The organism is Pseudomonas sp. FW300-N2A2, from assembly GCF_017351735.1.
GTDB lineage: Bacteria > Pseudomonadota > Gammaproteobacteria > Pseudomonadales > Pseudomonadaceae > Aquipseudomonas > Aquipseudomonas migulae.
Map to the genome: position 1 here is coordinate 1 of NZ_JACNDU010000032.1, position 16,657 is coordinate 16,657.

Annotated in this window: 15 protein-coding genes; 11 read left to right on the forward strand and 4 right to left on the reverse strand. The window is 60.0% G+C overall.

Annotated elements, in window-relative coordinates; genetic code table 11:
• The 5 genes from J4E42_RS25380 to flgE form a co-directional block, all read left to right on the forward strand.
• Positions 1–285 (forward strand): hypothetical protein (locus J4E42_RS25380; RefSeq protein ID WP_207286443.1); only part of this gene is annotated, 285 nt, incomplete at its 5' end.
• Positions 266–673 carry a flagellar basal body rod protein FlgB gene (gene flgB / locus J4E42_RS25385; RefSeq protein ID WP_008041767.1) on the forward strand — a complete coding sequence of 136 codons (408 nt, stop codon included), beginning with the start codon at positions 266–268 and terminating at the stop codon, positions 671–673. The genes J4E42_RS25380 and flgB, both read left to right, overlap by 20 nt.
• A gap of 3 nt (positions 674–676) precedes the next feature.
• Entirely contained in the window at positions 677–1,120 is a 444-nt protein-coding gene (flgC, locus tag J4E42_RS25390) for a flagellar basal body rod protein FlgC (protein ID WP_007937507.1), read from the forward strand.
• A gap of 15 nt (positions 1,121–1,135) precedes the next feature.
• Entirely contained in the window at positions 1,136–1,858 is a 723-nt protein-coding gene (flgD, locus tag J4E42_RS25395) for a flagellar hook assembly protein FlgD (protein WP_008041766.1), read from the forward strand.
• A 31-nt stretch (positions 1,859–1,889) separates the two neighbouring features.
• The gene (gene flgE, locus J4E42_RS25400) at positions 1,890–3,209 is read left to right on the forward strand and encodes a flagellar hook protein FlgE (RefSeq protein WP_008041765.1); all 1,320 of its coding nucleotides are present in this window, start codon (positions 1,890–1,892) and stop codon (positions 3,207–3,209) included.
• Positions 3,210–3,475: 266 nt separating this feature from the next.
• Here the strand turns inward: flgE and J4E42_RS25405 are convergent, their stop codons facing one another.
• Complete coding sequence (locus J4E42_RS25405) at positions 3,476–6,370, reverse strand: ribonucleoside-diphosphate reductase subunit alpha (protein ID WP_008029373.1); 2,895 nt, start codon at positions 6,368–6,370, stop codon at positions 3,476–3,478.
• A 737-nt stretch (positions 6,371–7,107) separates the two neighbouring features.
• Between J4E42_RS25405 and J4E42_RS25410 the strand changes: the two genes are divergently transcribed.
• Both J4E42_RS25410 and J4E42_RS25415 read left to right on the forward strand, forming a co-directional pair.
• Positions 7,108–7,830: a response regulator gene (locus J4E42_RS25410; RefSeq protein WP_008041764.1), complete on the forward strand. Its 723-nt coding sequence runs from the start codon at positions 7,108–7,110 to the stop codon at positions 7,828–7,830.
• Positions 7,827–9,437: an ATP-binding protein gene (locus tag J4E42_RS25415; protein ID WP_008041763.1), complete on the forward strand. Its 1,611-nt coding sequence runs from the start codon at positions 7,827–7,829 to the stop codon at positions 9,435–9,437. The genes J4E42_RS25410 and J4E42_RS25415 overlap by 4 nt, the downstream gene beginning before the upstream one ends.
• 127 nt (positions 9,438–9,564) lie before the next feature.
• Here J4E42_RS25415 and J4E42_RS25420 read toward each other — a convergent pair whose 3' ends face one another.
• On the reverse strand, positions 9,565–10,290 hold the full coding sequence (locus tag J4E42_RS25420) for a 4'-phosphopantetheinyl transferase (RefSeq protein WP_202949196.1): 726 nt from the start codon (positions 10,288–10,290) through the stop codon (positions 9,565–9,567).
• Between the two features lie 152 nt (positions 10,291–10,442).
• Positions 10,443–11,234, reverse strand: a complete 792-nt coding sequence (locus J4E42_RS25425; protein WP_207286444.1) for a dienelactone hydrolase family protein — start codon at positions 11,232–11,234, stop codon at positions 10,443–10,445.
• Between the two features lie 144 nt (positions 11,235–11,378).
• Here J4E42_RS25425 and J4E42_RS25430 point away from each other — a divergent pair, with 144 nt between their 5' ends.
• Genes J4E42_RS25430 through J4E42_RS25440 form a run of 3 tightly spaced genes read left to right on the forward strand, consistent with a single transcriptional unit; the run spans position 11,379 to position 13,753 of the window.
• On the forward strand, positions 11,379–11,684 hold the full coding sequence (locus J4E42_RS25430; RefSeq protein WP_008029361.1) for a hypothetical protein: 306 nt from the start codon (positions 11,379–11,381) through the stop codon (positions 11,682–11,684).
• 48 nt (positions 11,685–11,732) lie between these two features.
• Complete coding sequence (locus J4E42_RS25435) at positions 11,733–12,410, forward strand: response regulator (RefSeq protein ID WP_008029360.1); 678 nt, start codon at positions 11,733–11,735, stop codon at positions 12,408–12,410.
• Positions 12,407–13,753, forward strand: a complete 1,347-nt coding sequence (locus tag J4E42_RS25440) for an ATP-binding protein (RefSeq protein ID WP_008041754.1) — start codon at positions 12,407–12,409, stop codon at positions 13,751–13,753. Before J4E42_RS25435 ends, J4E42_RS25440 begins: the two co-directional genes overlap by 4 nt.
• A gap of 122 nt (positions 13,754–13,875) precedes the next feature.
• On the opposite strand, the gene J4E42_RS25445 is transcribed toward J4E42_RS25440, so the two are convergent.
• Positions 13,876–14,874 carry an AraC family transcriptional regulator gene (locus J4E42_RS25445; protein ID WP_207286445.1) on the reverse strand — a complete coding sequence of 333 codons (999 nt, stop codon included), beginning with the start codon at positions 14,872–14,874 and terminating at the stop codon, positions 13,876–13,878.
• Positions 14,875–15,212: 338 nt separating this feature from the next.
• Between J4E42_RS25445 and J4E42_RS25450 the strand changes: the two genes are divergently transcribed.
• Entirely contained in the window at positions 15,213–16,547 is a 1,335-nt protein-coding gene (locus J4E42_RS25450; protein WP_207286446.1) for a dicarboxylate/amino acid:cation symporter, read from the forward strand.
• Positions 16,548–16,657 lie beyond the last annotated feature (110 nt).

The window sequence follows — 16,657 nt, forward strand, 5'->3', positions numbered from 1 at the left end:
TGGTTACTTTGGGGCTTTTCCAAAGTGACTCGCCGTAAGGGCGAAACCAATAGCCGCCGTTACCGCAAAAACGGATATGCACACAACCCAAGCCCAAAACCGAAAGCGGCAGAAAAGCGGCAGACGGCGGAAACCCGTTGCCGCTTTTCTGGCATTGCCGCCTTGCCCAAGCCCGCAAAGCCCCGGTTTACGGGCTTTTTTGAATTGGCACGCCGCTTGCTATATCCATCGTACGAAAAATCAGGTCACCCGAAGGTTTCCCGACATGAGCATCAGCTTCGATAAAGCGCTCGGTATCCACGAACAAGCCCTGGGCTTCCGCGCCCAGCGTGCCGAAGTCCTGGCCAACAACATCGCCAACGCCGACACCCCGAACTACAAGGCTCGGGATCTGGACTTCTCGAAAGTGCTCGCCGAGCAGAACGAGAAAACCAAGAGCGGCACATTCGCCTTGAACATGACCAACAACCGTCATATCGAAGCCGAAGGCATGGGCAATGGCGACGAGTCGCTGCTGTATCGCACGCCGATGCAACCGTCGATTGACCAGAACACCGTGGACGCCCAGCTGGAACAGTCGAACTACGCGGAAAACGCGATCAACTTCCAGGCCAGCTTCACCCTGCTCAACAGCAAATTCAAAGGGCTGATGTCAGCCATTCGCGGAGAGTAAGTCATGTCTCTATCCAGTGTTTTCAACATTGCCGGTAGCGGCATGAGCGCGCAAACCACGCGCTTGAACACCGTGGCCTCGAACATCGCCAACGCCGAGACCGTCTCGTCGAGCATCGACCAGACCTATCGCGCACGTCATCCAGTGTTCGCCACCATGTTCCAGGGCGGGCAGAGCGGCGGCAGTGATTCGTTGTTCCAGAACCAGGACGCGGCCGGTCAGGGCGTGCAAGTGCTGGGCGTGGTCGAAGACCAGAGCAATCTGGAAGCGCGCTATGAGCCGAACCACCCGGCGGCCGACGCCAAGGGCTACGTCTACTACCCGAACGTCAACGTGGTTGAAGAAATGGCCGACATGATTTCCGCGAGCCGTTCGTTCCAGACCAACGCCGAAATGATGAACACCGCCAAAACCATGATGCAGAAGGTCCTGACCCTCGGTCAGTGATAAGGGGCGACTCAGATGAGTGTTACCGATACCACTAGCGGCATTAGCCTCAAAGACATCCTGGCCAACTCCTCGATCAAGACCAACACCAGCGCCGATGGCCTGGCGTCCGCCACGAACAGCGCAACCGGCAAAAAGGCCCTGGGCAAGGACGCGTTCCTGCAGTTGCTGGTGACACAGCTGAAGAACCAGAACCCGCTGGAGCCGCAGGACAACGGCGAGTTCGTTGCCCAGCTGGCGCAGTTCAGCAGCCTGGAAGGCATCACCACGCTCAACACCACCGTGAGTGGCCTGGCCAGCAATTACAACTCGTCCCAGGCCCTGCAGGCTTCGTCGCTGGTCGGGCGTTCGGTCATCGCGCCGAGCGAGAAGGCCGTGGTCGATACCTCCAAGAGCTTCAACGGGACCGTCGCGGTTCCGGCCTCGGTGGACCCGGTGAAAGTGAAGATTACCGACGCCGATGGCAAGGTCATCCGCACCATCGACCTGGGCAGCCAAAAAGCCGGCAGCGCCAGTTTCATCTGGGACGGCAAGAACGATGCGGGCGAAGTGGCCAAGGCGGGTACGTACACCTTCGGCGCTACCGCGACTTACGACGGCAAGGCGACTTCGCTGGTGACGTACCTGCCGGCGACCGTCAGCAGCGTGACCATCAGCCAGACCGGCGGTGAGTTGATGCTCAATCTCGCCGGTGGGGGCAGCATCGCCCTGTCCAAAGTACAAACAATTGGTATGTAGAGCCGACTAACACGGCACAAAGGAGTGGAATATGTCTTTCAATATCGGCCTTAGCGGTCTCTATGCAGCCAACAAACAACTGGACGTGACCGGCAACAACATCGCCAACGTCGCGACCACCGGTTTCAAATCGTCCCGTGCGGAATTCTCGGACGTTTACTCGGCGACCAAGCTGGGTTCCGGCAGCAAAACCATTGGTAACGGCGTGCGCCTGGCCAACGTTTCCCAGCAGTTCACCCAGGGCGACGTCAACAACACCGGCAACGTGCTGGACATGGGCATCAACGGTTCCGGCTTCTTCGTGCTGAACGACAACGGCTCGCTGTCCTACACCCGTGCCGGTACGTTCAAGGTCGACAAGGACGGTTACGTCACCAACACCGACGGCACTTCGCGTCTGCAAGGTTACGGCGTGGACGCCAACGGCAAGATCATCAACGGCGTGTTGACCGACCTGCGTATCGATACTTCGAACCTGGCGCCAAAAAACACCTCCACGGTGTCGTCGACGATCAACCTGAACTCCACCGCACCGGTTATCGATCAGGTTGCCACCCCGTTTGATTCGACCAAAGAAGCCACCTTCACCAAACAGTTCAGTACCCCGATTTATGACACTCAGGGTAACAAGCACGTCATGGACCAATACATGGTCAAGACCGGGGCGAACACCTGGAAAACCTACACCCTGATTGATGGTCGCAACCCGAATGGCACCGACCCTAGTCCTACCGCGGTTCCGTTGAACCTGCCGGTCGCTTCGACCATGGTGTTCGATACCTCGGGCAATCTGGTTTCGGTTACCACTCCGGCCGTTCCGACGCCGATCGTCAGCCCTGACCTGAGGGTCACCGGCTGGATTCCCGGTGACGTGAAAAATGGCGTGTGGACAGCGAACGGCGCTACTTCCGGCGTCGTTACGGTCTCCATGGCCAAAACCTCGCAATACAATGCTGACACCGCACGTTCGATTCCTACGCAGAACGGCTACGCCACCGGCCAGATCACCAACCTGACCATCGATGGTAGCGGTATCATGCTGGCCAACTTCAGCAACAGCCAGACCAAGGCCATCGGCCAGATCTCGCTCGCCAGCTTCACCAACGAGCAAGGTCTGCAGCCAGTAGGCGGCACCAGCTGGAAAGAAACCTACGCGTCGGGTATCCCGGGCTACGATGCGCCGAACACCGGCACCTTGGGCGAGATCCACTCCAACTCCCTGGAAGAGTCCAACGTCAACCTGACCAGCGAACTGGTCGACCTGATCAAGGCGCAGAGCAACTACCAGGCGAACGCCAAGACCATCTCGACTCAAAGCACCATCATGCAGACCATCATTCAGATGACCTGATGCTGGATAGCGCTGCATAAAAAGCCCCTCGTAAGAGGGGTTTTTTTATGCCCGGGATTTTGTGTTGTCAGGGAGGGCCTCTTCGCGGGCAAGCCTCGCTCCTACAAAGCTCTTTGTCGTTCACAAAACCTTGTAGGAGCGAGGCTTGCCCGCGAAGGCGTCATACCAGTCACCACATTTCCATGGGCAAAAGAAAACCCCCGACCAATCCAGAGGACCGATCGGGGGTTGTCGGGTAAGCGCCTTTCAGCGCCTACCGGCTCGGCTTATTGGCAAGCTTCGCAATCCGGCTCGTCGATGGCGCAAGCCTTCGGCACTGGAGCAGGACCGGCAGGAGCTGCCAGGACCGAATCTTCACCGTGGTTGCCGCCGCTGGAAACAGCGTTCAGCTTGCCGGTGTTGATGGTCGACTTCTCGGTGCTGGTCGCGGCCAGGGCACGGAGGTAGTAAGTGGTTTTCAGGCCACGGTACCAGGCCATGCGGTAGGTCACGTCCAGCTTCTTGCCCGAGGCGCCAGCGATGTACAGGTTCAGCGACTGAGCCTGGTCGATCCACTTCTGACGACGGCTTGCCGCGTCGACGATCCACTTGGTGTCCACTTCGAAGGCAGTCGCGTAGAGCTCTTTGAGTTCTTGCGGGATGCGCTCGATCTGCTGCACCGAACCGTCGTAGTACTTCAGGTCGTTGATCATGACCGAGTCCCACAGGCCGCGAGCCTTCAGGTCGCGAACCAGGTACGGGTTGATCACGGTGAATTCGCCCGACAGGTTCGATTTCACGTAGAGGTTCTGGTAGGTCGGCTCGATCGACTGCGAGACGCCAGTGATGTTGGCGATGGTCGCGGTCGGTGCGATGGCCATGATGTTGGAGTTACGAATGCCTTTCTGTACACGGGCGCGAACCGGTGCCCAGTCCAGGGATTCGTTCAGGTCAACGTCGATGTACTTCTGGCCGCGCTGCTCGATCAGGATCTGTTGCGAATCCAGCGGCAGGATGCCTTTGGACCACAGCGAACCCTGGAACGTCTCGTACGCGCCGCGCTCGTCGGCCAGGTCGCAGGACGCCTGGATCGCGTAGTAGCTGACCGCTTCCATCGACTTGTCGGCGAACTCGACGGCAGCGTCGGAACCGTAAGGAATGTGCTGCAGGTACAAAGCGTCCTGGAAGCCCATGATGCCCAGACCGACCGGACGGTGCTTGAAGTTGGAGTTCTTCGCTTGTGGCACCGAGTAGTAGTTGATGTCGATAACGTTATCGAGCATGCGAACAGCGGTGTTCACGGTGCGTTCCAGCTTGGCGGTGTCCAGCTTGCCGTTGACGATGTGGTTCGGCAGGTTGATCGAGCCCAGGTTGCAAACGGCGATCTCGTCCTTGTTGGTATTCAAGGTGATCTCGGTGCACAGGTTCGAGCTGTGGACCACGCCAACGTGCTGCTGCGGGCTGCGCAGGTTGCACGGGTCTTTGAAGGTCAGCCATGGGTGGCCGGTTTCAAACAGCATGGACAGCATTTTGCGCCACAGGTCTTTGGCCTGGATGGTCTTGAACAGCTTGACCTTGCCCGGGTACTCGGTCAGGGCTTCGTAGTACTCGTAACGCTCTTCGAAAGCCTTGCCGGTCAGGTCGTGCAGGTCCGGTACTTCGGACGGCGAGAACAGGGTCCACTTGCCGTCATCGAAGACGCGCTTCATGAACAGGTCAGGGATCCAGTTGGCGGTGTTCATGTCGTGGGTACGACGACGATCATCACCGGTGTTCTTGCGGAGTTCGATGAACTCCTCGATGTCCATGTGCCAGGTTTCCAGGTAGGCACATACAGCGCCTTTGCGCTTGCCACCCTGGTTAACGGCAACGGCGGTGTCGTTGACGACTTTCAGGAACGGAACCACGCCCTGGGATTTGCCGTTGGTGCCCTTGATGTACGAACCGAGTGCACGAACCGGGGTCCAGTCGTTGCCCAGGCCGCCGGCGAATTTCGACAACATGGCGTTGTCGTGGATCGCGTGGTAGATGCCCGACAGGTCATCCGGCACGGTGGTCAGATAGCAGCTGGACAGCTGTGGACGCAGGGTGCCGGCGTTGAACAGGGTCGGAGTCGACGACATGTAGTCGAAGGACGACAACAGGTTGTAGAACTCGATCGCACGGTCTTCTTTCTGCTTCTCTTCGATCGCCAGGCCCATGGCCACGCGCATGAAGAAGATTTGTGGCAGTTCGAAGCGGATACCGTCCTTGTGGATGAAGTAACGGTCGTACAGGGTTTGCAGGCCCAGGTAGGTGAACTGCTGATCGCGCTCGTGGTTGATCGCCTTGCCGAGTTTTTCCAGGTCGAAGGTGGCCAGGACCGGGTTCAGCAATTCGAATTCGATACCCTTGGCGATGTACGCAGGCAATGCCTTGGCGTACAGGTCGACCATTTCGTGGTGGGTCGCGCTTTCGGCAACGTTCAGGAAGCTCAGGCCTTCGGCACGCAGGGTGTCCATCAGCAGGCGGGCGGTCACGAACGAGTAGTTCGGCTCACGCTCGACCAGGGTACGAGCGGTCATCACCAGAGCGGTGTTGACGTCGGTCAGGGCCACGCCGTCGTACAGGTTTTTCAGGGTTTCGCGCTGGATCAGGTCGCCGTCGACTTCTTCCAGGCCTTCGCACGCTTCGGTGACGATGGTGTTCAGGCGACCCATGTCCAGCGGTGCAAAAGTGCCGTCGGCGCGGGTGATGCGGATCGACGGGTGAGCGTTGACCGCTTCTTCTGCCGGAGCGTGGGCAGCGCGTTGTTTCGAACGACCGTCGCGGTAGATCACGTAGTCGCGAGCCACTTTCTGCTCACCGGCACGCATCAGGGCCAGTTCGACCTGGTCCTGGATTTCTTCGATGTGGATGGTGCCGCCCGACGGCATGCGACGCTTGAAGGTCGCGGTGACCTGTTCGGTCAGGCGGGCCACGGTGTCATGGATTCGCGACGAAGCGGCAGCGGTGCCGCCTTCAACTGCGAGAAACGCTTTGGTGATCGCGACGGTGATCTTGTCATCGGTGTAAGGAACGACAGTGCCGTTACGCTTGATCACGCGCAGTTGGCCAGGCGCGGTGGCGGACAGATCCGAAGTCGAATCAGCGGCCTGCGGCAAAGTGCCCTGCGGGTTCTCGCGAGTTGTGTCGGTTTGCATGGGGGGTTGTCTCCACATTCTCTATGTTTGTTTGGGCACCATCACGGTGCCCACCGTTCCGTCCTGAAGCACTACAACCGGCTGGGCCGGGCATACCAACTTCGGGACAGATCAGGAAGGGGGCTGTTGGGGCGCCGCTTCCATGCCGAAGTCTTTGGTCCCAGGCCTTGAGCCTGACACCAGGATCCTTTTGGGTGACAGTAATCGACTGCAACACCCGTACCGTTAACGCCGTTTCCGGCTCAAAAACAGTAGCCATCCGCACGCGCGGTTTGGTCTTTCGAAAATACGTTTGGTTCAACCGGAAAGAGGCAATAAAAGCGCTTGAAATCGGTGTCCGGTTTGTGTTTGGTTTTTGGCGTAAAACCCTACATGTAGGGTTTTTTTCGCGCCGGGGTACAAGATAATGCGTTTCGGAGGGTGTTGCAACGTACTACCTGTGGATAAACCTGTGCGTAAATTGTGTGTGAAAGGTGGAACGAGCGTGTAGGCCGCGACCTAGCTGGAGCGGACTGTTTTTCGCTGATTTTCAGCGATTGAAAACAGTCATTCGGATTTTTAAGGGCGCGAACCCTATCACAAAAAACCGGGTTGTCCGAACGCATTTGCCGGCTTGTGTTCTCGGCGGGCGACGTTTATACAATCGGCCGATGGTTACGCATTCTTATCCTCCCCAATCATTACAAAAAGACGGGCGGATCCTTCCTTATTAGTGTTGTTGGCAAGCAGAGGTCACCGTGGAGCAAGAAGCCTGGCAGGTATTGATAGTGGAAGACGACCAGCGTCTGGCCGAACTGACCCGCGAATACCTGGAGGCCAATGGCCTGCGTGTGTCGATCGAAGGCAACGGCGCCCTGGCGGCCGCGCGCATCATCAAGGAGAAACCGGACCTGGTGATCCTCGACCTGATGCTGCCGGGCGAAGACGGCCTGAGCATTTGCCGCAAGGTCCGTGACAAGTACGACGGGCCGATCCTGATGCTCACCGCGCGTACCGACGACACCGATCAGATCCTCGGCCTCGACCTGGGCGCCGACGACTACGTCTGCAAACCGGTTCGCCCACGCCTGCTGCTGGCCCGCATCCAGGCCCTGTTGCGGCGCAGTGAAGCGCCTGAACCCGTCCCGGAAAAACAGCGGCGCCTGCAATTCGGCCCGCTGGTGGTGGACAACGCCTTGCGTGAAGCCTGGCTGCACGACAACGGCATCGAGCTGACCAGCGCCGAGTTCGACCTGTTGTGGCTGTTGGTGGCCAATGCCGGGCGCATCCTCTCTCGTGAAGAGATTTTCACCGCACTGCGCGGCATCGGCTATGACGGCCAGGACCGCTCCATCGACGTGCGCATCTCGCGCATCCGGCCGAAGATCGGCGATGACCCGGATCATCCGCGCCTGATCAAAACCATCCGCAGCAAAGGCTACCTGTTCGTGCCGGAAGCCTGCGTAGATCCGTCGCTGTGAACTCGATCTTCCTGCGCATCTATGGCGGCATGTGCGCGGCGCTGATTCTGGTGGCGGTGCTCGGCGTGCTGGCCCTGCACATGCTCAACCAGGTGCGCAGCGAGCAGTACCGCGAACGCCTGGCCCATGGCACGTTCTCGTTGATGGCCGACAACCTGCAACCGATGAACGAAACCCAGCGTCACCGCGCCTTGCTGGTGTGGGAACGCCTGCTCGGGATTCCGTTGGCGCTGAAGACCTTCGCCCAGACCGACCTCGACCTGACTCAGCGCACCCGCGTGCTGCGCGGTCAGGCGCTGGTGGAGCAGACCGGTCCGCATGCGGCGAAGGTCTATCGACTGATCAGCGACAAGGAGCAGTTGGTGCTCACGGGGGAGGTGCAGCAGATCAGCGAGCAACTGGCCCGCGCGACTATTTACCTGCTCGCCGATGAGCTGGTGCGCGTGCCGGTGGCCGAGCAGCCCAAGCGACTGGCGCAGTTGAAAGAAGACAAGGGGTTTGGTTTCGACTTGCGGCTGGTCACGGTCGGCGAAGCGGACATGGACGAAGACCAGAGCCGTCGGGTGGCCGAAGGCGATACGGTAATGGCGCTGGGCAAGGGCGGCGATTCGATCCGGGTGTTTGCCGGCATGGTCGGCACGCCGTGGGTGCTGGAAATCGGTCCGTTGTATCAGATGAATCCTTACCCGCCGGAGTGGCTGGTGCTGATCGCGGCGCTGGGCTTGAGCCTGATCGGGTTGATCGTCTATCTCTTGGTGCGGCAACTGGAGCGTCGTTTGCGCGGGCTCGAAGCGGCCGCCACGCGCATCGCCAAAGGCAGCCTGGAAACCCGCGTGCCGGCGCGCGGCGCCGACTCGGTGGGGCGCCTGGCCTCGGCGTTCAACGGCATGGCCGAGCACTTGCAGCAGTTGCTGGCGATCCAGCGTGAACTGGTACGCGCGGTGTCCCACGAATTGCGCACGCCCGTGGCGCGGCTGCGTTTCGGCCTGGAGATGATCGGCTCGGCCACCACGCCGCAGGCGTTGGAGAAGTACCGTGAGGGCATGGATCACGATATTGAAGACCTTGATCGGCTGGTGGACGAGATGCTCACTTATGCGCGGCTGGAACAGGGTTCGCCCGCGCTGAATTTCCAGCGGATCGACCTGGATGCGTTGGTCAATCAAGTGATCGAAGAATTGGCGCCCTTGCGCGCCGACGTCACGGTGCAGCGCGGTCTGTGCCTCTCGGCCGCCGATTGCGATGATGCCTGGGTCGAGGCCGAACCCCGTTACCTGCACCGGGCGATCCAGAACCTGGTGAGCAACGCCATGCGCCATGCCTCATCGCGGGTGACCGTCAGCTATCAGGTCGGGCAGCAGCGTTGTCGGGTGGACATCGAGGATGACGGGCCGGGTGTGCCGGAATCCGCGTGGGAGAAAATATTTACGCCGTTCCTGCGTCTCGATGACAGCCGAACCCGTGCTTCGGGCGGGCATGGATTGGGGCTGTCGATCGTGCGGCGGATCATCCATTGGCATGACGGGCGAGCGTTGATCAGCAAGAGCAAGAGCCTGGGTGGGGCGTGTTTCAGTTTGAGTTGGCCGCGCAATCAGGAGAAGCGTTGAGATTGGCGGTGAATGGTCTGCCGCCATCGCGAGCAGGCTCGCTCCCACAGGGGATTTTCGGTGTGGCATAGATCCAGTGTGGGAGCGAGCCTGCTCGCGATGAGGCCCGAACCGACGCCGTAAATCTTCAGGCCTTGATACTCACCAAACTCAACAACTGCCCATCCTTCACCCCGAACTGCGCATCCAGCTCGGTGCCATGGCGCCATTCACTGGAAAGATCCGTCAACAATCGCAACCGCACCTCACCCGCCTCGGACCACTCCAACACCTCGGCATGCTCGAAGTAGAAGCGCTGCTGAACAATCGGATACAGCGCCTTGAACAGACTCTCCTTCACCGAAAACGTCAGCGTCACCAGCAGCGCCAGTTGATCGCGATGGCCTGCCGCCATGCGTTGTAACTCCGGCGGGGTGAGAATTTCCCCGGCCAGGCGCTCGGCCCGTTCAGGGTTGAGCAGGTTTTCCAGGTCCATTCCCAAGCCGCGCCAGTGGGTTTTCTGCGCGACAATCGCCGCAGCGCGGCCGGTGCTGTGGGTGATCGAGCCGCAGATGTGCGCGGGCCAGACCGGCGCCCGGTCTTCGCCAATGGCCGGGGTAAAATTCAGCCCTTCCAATCGCTGCAACGCGGCGCGAGCGCAAACCCGGCCGGCAAGAAACTCGGCCTGACGCTTGGCCACCGAACGTTGGATGGTCGCGGGCGGCTCGATGGCGCTGCGCTGAAAGTCATCGGCGGCCAGTTGCGAGGTGTTGAAGTGCGTGCTCAGCAGCACCGTATCGGGCAATACGAACGGCAGCGGCCAATGGGCATCGAGTGGGGTGCAGCAGGCGGGCAGGGCGGGGACGGGATTCATGTCGGGCATTTTGCCGGGTTGCCTTGAAGCTGGGTAGTGCAAAGGTTCAGAACCGAGGCGTGGCCATCGCGAGCAGGCTCGCTCCCACATTGGAATGCATTTCAAATGTGGGAGCGAGCCTGCTCGCGATGGCCGCGCCTCGGTCTACCTGCTCAACCAAATATCTTCTTGAAGAATGCCTGCATATCCGCCCACGATTTTTCATCCGCCGCCTTGTTGTAACCAATATCCGGCCCGCCATGATCGCCATGGCTCAAGCGATCCGCATCCGGATTGCTGAACCCATGCTTGGCGCCCTCAAGGTTGACGAATTGATAATCGGCCCCGGCCTTGTCCATCTCCGCCTTGAACGCCGCGACGTTTTCCGCCGTCACCATGCTGTCCAGCGCGCCATGCTCCACAAGGATTTTCGCTTTCACGCTGCCCGGCGTTGCAGGTGCTTTGGTCGCCAGCGCCCCGTGGAAACTCACCACGCCCGCCAGCGGCAAGCCCTGACGTGCCGCGTTCAGCACCACGCTGCCGCCGAAGCAGTAGCCAATCGCGGCGATTTTATCCGGATCGGTTTGCGGCTGTTTCTTCAACAGATCCAGCCCGGCCTGAAACCGCGCACTGGCGGCGGCGCTGTCCTTGATCGCCGCTTGCATGAACGCCATGGCGTCCTTGGGATGTTCGGTGTTTTTGCCGTCGCCATACATGTCGATGGCCAAGGCGCTGTAGCCCAGACCGGCGAGGTCACGGGCGCGGCGCTTGGCGTAGTCATTGAGCCCCCACCACTCGTGAACCACCACAACGCCAGGGCGGGGGCCTTTAACCGCGTCGTCGTAAGCGTAATACCCGATCAGCTTGGTGCCGTCGGGGCTTTGATAGGGGATTTCCTGGGTCTTGATGGCCGCCTGGCTGAGCCCGCTCACGGCCAGCAAGAACAGGGCAAGGAATATACGCATGGTCGGATCTCCTGCAAAAAAGTCGTCAACACAGCCTAGTCGATCTGGTTCAGCTCGGGTTCAGAGTGCGTTCAGGGGGAGTTCAGGGGCCGGTGCGTAATGTAGCGCCGTACCCAAAGCATCTGCGCATGAGGACATTTTCCTATGACTGGCTTTAAAAACCTGCTGCTGGCATTCACCGTTTTGAGCGCGAGCACCGCGGCGTTCGCTTCCGACGATAATGTCGCCAGCCTTGCTCTTGGGAAGACCGGCGAGCGACCCAAAAAGTCCCTCACCCTGCACAGCATCGGCACCAACGGCGTGGTCAGTCATGACAGTGCCTGGGGCGCGCAGTTGGGCCGCCCGAACCCTCAGGCCGATTACTGCGCTGCTTACGCGAACGTGTCGGTCTTTCACAATGGCATTAAACTCCGTCAGGAGAACCTCATGGGCCGCTATGATCTGTCTTGAAATACGCCGTTGCACCTCTGGAGAGGTTGAATTGCCCGGGAGAGCGTTATGAAATTGCTGGTCGTCGAAGATGAAGCGCTGTTGCGCCATCACCTGCAAACCCGCCTGACGGACAGTGGCCACGTGGTCGAGTCCGTGGCGAACGCCGAGGAGGCGCTGTACCAGACCGAGCAATTCAACCATGACCTGGCGGTGATCGACCTCGGCCTGCCCGGCATGGGCGGGCTCGACCTGATCCGTCAGCTGCGCTCGCGGGGCAAGACCTTCCCGATCCTGATCCTCACCGCGCGCGGCAACTGGCAGGATAAGGTCGAAGGCCTCGCTGCCGGCGCCGACGATTACGTGGTCAAGCCGTTCCAGTTCGAAGAGCTGGATGCGCGCCTGAATGCCTTGCTGCGTCGCTCCAGCGGTTTCACCCAGTCGACCATCGTCGCCGGGCCGCTGCTGCTCGACCTCAATCGCAAGCAGGCGTCCCTCGATGAACAACCGCTGGCGCTGACTGCCTACGAGTACCGGATCCTCGAATACCTGATGCGCCATCATCAGCAAGTGGTGGCCAAGGACCGCTTGATGGAGCAGCTCTACCCGGATGACGACGAGCGCGATCCGAACGTGATCGAAGTGCTGGTCGGCCGCTTGCGCCGCAAACTCGAAGGCCCGGCCGGCTTCAAGCCGATCGACACCGTGCGGGGCCTCGGCTACCTGTTCAATGAGCGCTGCACTTGATTCGTTCGCTTCGTGTCCGTTTGATGCTCGCCGCCACGATCCTGGCGGTGTTGTTCATGCTGGCGTTGCTGCCGGCGATGCAGGGCGCGTTCAGCCTGGCGTTGCAGGATTCCATCGAGCAGCGCCTGGCGTCGGACGTCACCACGCTGATTTCCGCCGCCCGGGTCGAAGGCAACCACTTGCAGATGCCGGCGCAGTTGCCGGACGAGCGTTTCAACCTCACCGACAGCCGTTTGCTCGGCTACATCTATGACCGTGAAGGTCACCTGGTCTGGCGCTCGAAGGGCACTCAGGAAGAGGACATCAACTACAAACCGCGTTACGACGGGCGCGGTAACGAGTTCGCGAGGATCAGCGAAGCCAACGGCCAGGAATTCTTCGTCTATGACGTCGAAGTCAAACTGCTTGGCGGCAAAAGCGCGGCGTTCAGCATCGTCGCGCTGCAACCGGTGCGCGAGTACGAAGACACCCTCGAAGGCCTGCGGGAAAATCTCTATCTGGGTTTCGGCGCCGCTTTGTTGGTGCTGCTGGCGTTGCTGTGGATCGGTCTGACCTGGGGCTTGCAGGCGTTGCGCCGACTCAGTCAGGAGCTCGACGAAATCGAAAGCGGCACCCGCGAAAGCCTCAGCGAACAGCACCCGCGTGAATTGCTGCGCCTGACCGGCTCGCTCAACCGCTTGCTGCACAGCGAGCGCGAACAGCGCAGCCGCTATCGCGATTCTCTCGGCGACCTGGCGCACAGCCTGAAAACCCCGTTGACCGTACTGCAAGGCGTCAGCGAAGACATGGCGCAACGCCCGGCGGATCGCGATCAGGCCTGGGTGCTGCAAACCCAGATCGAGCGCATGAGCCAGCAGATCAGCTATCAGTTGCAGCGCGCCAGCCTGCGCAAAAGTGGCCTGGTGCGCCATCAGGTGCGTCTGCGGCCGGTGCTGCAAAGCCTCTGCGACACGCTGGACAAGGTCTACCGCGACAAACGCGTGCGGGTGGCCTTCGATCTGCCGGAGCAATGCTACGTGCCCATCGAGCAGGGCGCCTTGCTGGAAATGATGGGCAACCTGCTGGAAAACGCCTATCGCCTGTGCCTGGGCGAAGTGCGCATCAGCGTGCGCGAGACCTTGAGCGGGGTCGAATTGTGCGTCGAGGACGACGGGCCGGGTGTGCCACCGGATCAGCGTGCGCGGATTCTGCAGCGCGGCGAACGACTGGACCGTCAGCACCCGGGGCAGGGGATCGGGTTGGCGGTGGTCAAGGACATTATCGAGAGTTACAACGCGAAACTGACGCTGGGCGATTCGCCGATGGGCGGCGCGGCGTTCCGGATTCATTTTCCGGTGGTGTGATTGCCAAAACACCGCGATCCCCTGTAGGAGCCGGCTTGCTGGCGATGGCGTCCGGTCAGACGATAAATATGTCGACTGTCCCACCGCCATCGCCAGCAAGCCGGCTCCTACAGGTTATGTGTTCAATTCTCCTGGGCGCGGTAGGCTCCGGGTGTAAGCCCGGTCCATTTCTTGAACGCCCGATGAAACGCCGAAGGCTCGGAAAACCCCAGCTGCTCGGCAATCTGTTGCAACGACAGGTCCGCGCGCCCCAGGTGATAAATCGCAATGTCCCGGCGTAACTGATCCTTCAACTCCTGAAAACTCGAACCCTCTTCGCGCAAATGCCGGCGTAGCGTCTGCGGGCTGATGTGCAGGTGCGCGGCCACCGCTTCCAGGTCCGGCCAGCGCGCACTGTCGCGGCTGAGCAAGCGGCGCAACTGGCTGCTCAGGCTGTCGCCGTCATCCGGGCGCGACAACAGGTCGGCGGGGGAGTGTTCGAGGAAATGCTTGAGGGTCCGCTCGTCCTGCAGCAACGGCATGTTCAGGTAGCGACTGTGGAACAGCAGGCTGCTCTGCGCCGCTGAAAACTCCATCGGACAGGGGAACAGCAACTCGTATTCCGCGCCGTGCTCGGGCTTCGGGTAGCTGAACGTCGCTTGTTCCAGGCGGATGCGCTGGCCGATCAGCCAACTGCCGAGGCGATGCCAGACCATCAACTGGCTCTCGGTGAGGAAATGGTCCGGGTCCTGAAACTGTGAATCGTCCAGGCTCAGGCGGATCATTTCGTTTTCGCGGGTCAGGGTCAGACGCGGGCCGCCGGGGAACAGGCCATAAAACAACAAGCCGCGATGCAGTGCCTTATCGAGATTACGGCAGTGAATCACCGCGTGGCACATCATCGCGAAACTGCCGGTTTTACTCGGGACCGGCCCGAAGCCCAGGTACTCGTCGTCGAGTGCCAGCCACAATCCCTGGATCAAACGGGTGAATTGCTCAGGCGCAATGCGCGCACGCGGTTCTTCCAGCAGCTCGGGGCTGATGCCGAGTTGTTGCAACAGGTTTGAACAGTCATGACCCAGCCGACGCGCGCCACCGAGGGCGGCACGGGCGAAATGGCTGGCGATGGTACGTTCGCGCATAGAAGGCAGGTCCGTCTATTGAACGACGGATGGTAGTCGTCGGGTCAGGCAATGGACAAGGCGGATATCCGCCAAATTGCAGGACGAGGTTTGGCGGATGGGCGGAAATCCGCCACTGTTTTATAGCGCACCCACGGCACGTTGAACCTGTAACCCCTGATGTCAAAAGGCTCGCAGCGGGTTTTGCAAAAGTGGCACGCCGCTTGCGATACAACGAGCAGATGCCTGCCGTCGTGCAGCTCGAAAAAACAAATCCCTCCAGTGCAGGAGGGTTCGCAATTCAGGTGTCGTGGGCAACAGATGGATGTTGTTAGCGCGCACTCTTGAGGAACTTTGCAATGACGACTCGTCAGCCACTGTACAAATCCCTGTATTTCCAGGTGATCGTTGCCATCGCCATCGGCATCCTGCTTGGTCACTTCTACCCGCAGACCGGTGTGGCCCTCAAGCCGCTGGGTGACGGGTTCATCAAACTGATCAAAATGGTCATCGCGCCAATCATCTTCTGTACGGTCGTCAGCGGTATCGCCGGCATGCAGAACATGAAATCGGTCGGCAAGACCGGCGGTTATGCGCTGCTGTACTTCGAAATCGTTTCCACTATTGCCTTGCTGATCGGTCTGGTCGTGGTCAACGTCGTGCAACCGGGCGCCGGCATGCACATCGACGTAACGACGCTGGACACCAGCAAAATCGCTGGCTTCATCTCGGCCGGTAAAGACCAGAGCATCGTCGCCTTTATCCTCAATGTGATCCCGAACACCATCGTCGGCGCTTTCGCCAACGGCGATATCCTGCAAGTTCTGATGTTCTCGGTGATCTTCGGTTTCGCCCTGCATCGCCTGGGTGCATACGGCAAGCCGGTCCTGGACTTTATCGATCGCTTCGCTCACGTGATGTTCAACATCATCAACATGATCATGAAGCTCGCGCCGGTCGGTGCCTTCGGTGCCATGGCCTTCACCATTGGTGCTTACGGTGTTGGCTCGCTGGTACAGCTCGGTCAACTGATGATCTGCTTCTACATCACCTGCATCCTGTTTGTGGTTCTGGTATTGGGCGCCATCTGCCGCGCGCATGGTTTCAGCGTACTCAAGCTGATCCGCTACATCCGTGAAGAACTGCTGATCGTACTGGGCACTTCCTCGTCGGAATCGGCTCTGCCACGCATGCTGATCAAAATGGAACGCCTGGGTGCGGATAAATCGGTAGTGGGTCTGGTGATCCCGACTGGTTACTCCTTCAACCTCGACGGTACTTCGATCTACCTGACCATGGCGGCTGTGTTTATCGCTCAGGCGACCGACACCCAAATGGACATCACCCACCAGATCACCCTGTTGCTGGTGCTGTTGCTGTCCTCCAAAGGTGCTGCGGGCGTAACCGGCAGCGGCTTCATCGTGCTGGCCGCCACCCTGTCCGCCGTCGGCCACCTGCCGGTTGCCGGCCTGGCGCTGATCCTCGGTATCGACCGCTTCATGTCCGAAGCCCGTGCGCTGACCAACCTCGTTGGTAATGCTGTTGCGACCCTGGTCGTGGCCAAGTGGGTGAAAGAGCTGGACGAAGACAAGCTGCAAGTCGAGCTGGCTTCCGGTGGTCGCGGTATCTCCGATGAACGTGAAGTAGACGACCTGGGTGTGGCCGAAGGCCCAACCCCAAGCAACGTCAAATAACACGCGTTGTCATGAAAAAACCCGCTTCGGCGGGTTTTTTCATGCCTGGAATTTGAGCGTAACGGTCACAGTTGCTGACACATCAGGTGATTGCTGCAACGCGATTGGCT

Bases quoted from the DNA above. Each gene is read 5' to 3' on its own strand.
- flgE (WP_008041765.1), top strand. From the start codon at position 1,890: ATGTCTTTCAATATCGGCCTTAGCGGTCTCTATGCAGCCAACAAACAA.
- J4E42_RS25435 (WP_008029360.1), top strand. From the start codon at position 11,733: ATGAAATTGCTGGTCGTCGAAGATGAAGCGCTGTTGCGCCATCACCTG.
- J4E42_RS25430 (WP_008029361.1), top strand. From the start codon at position 11,379: ATGACTGGCTTTAAAAACCTGCTGCTGGCATTCACCGTTTTGAGCGCG.
- flgB (WP_008041767.1), top strand. From the start codon at position 266: ATGAGCATCAGCTTCGATAAAGCGCTCGGTATCCACGAACAAGCCCTG.
- J4E42_RS25445 (WP_207286445.1), bottom strand. From the start codon at position 14,874: ATGCGCGAACGTACCATCGCCAGCCATTTCGCCCGTGCCGCCCTCGGT.
- J4E42_RS25420 (WP_202949196.1), bottom strand. From the start codon at position 10,290: ATGAATCCCGTCCCCGCCCTGCCCGCCTGCTGCACCCCACTCGATGCC.
- J4E42_RS25425 (WP_207286444.1), bottom strand. From the start codon at position 11,234: ATGCGTATATTCCTTGCCCTGTTCTTGCTGGCCGTGAGCGGGCTCAGC.
- J4E42_RS25450 (WP_207286446.1), top strand. From the start codon at position 15,213: ATGACGACTCGTCAGCCACTGTACAAATCCCTGTATTTCCAGGTGATC.
- J4E42_RS25405 (WP_008029373.1), bottom strand. From the start codon at position 6,370: ATGCAAACCGACACAACTCGCGAGAACCCGCAGGGCACTTTGCCGCAG.
- flgC (WP_007937507.1), top strand. From the start codon at position 677: ATGTCTCTATCCAGTGTTTTCAACATTGCCGGTAGCGGCATGAGCGCG.
- flgD (WP_008041766.1), top strand. From the start codon at position 1,136: ATGAGTGTTACCGATACCACTAGCGGCATTAGCCTCAAAGACATCCTG.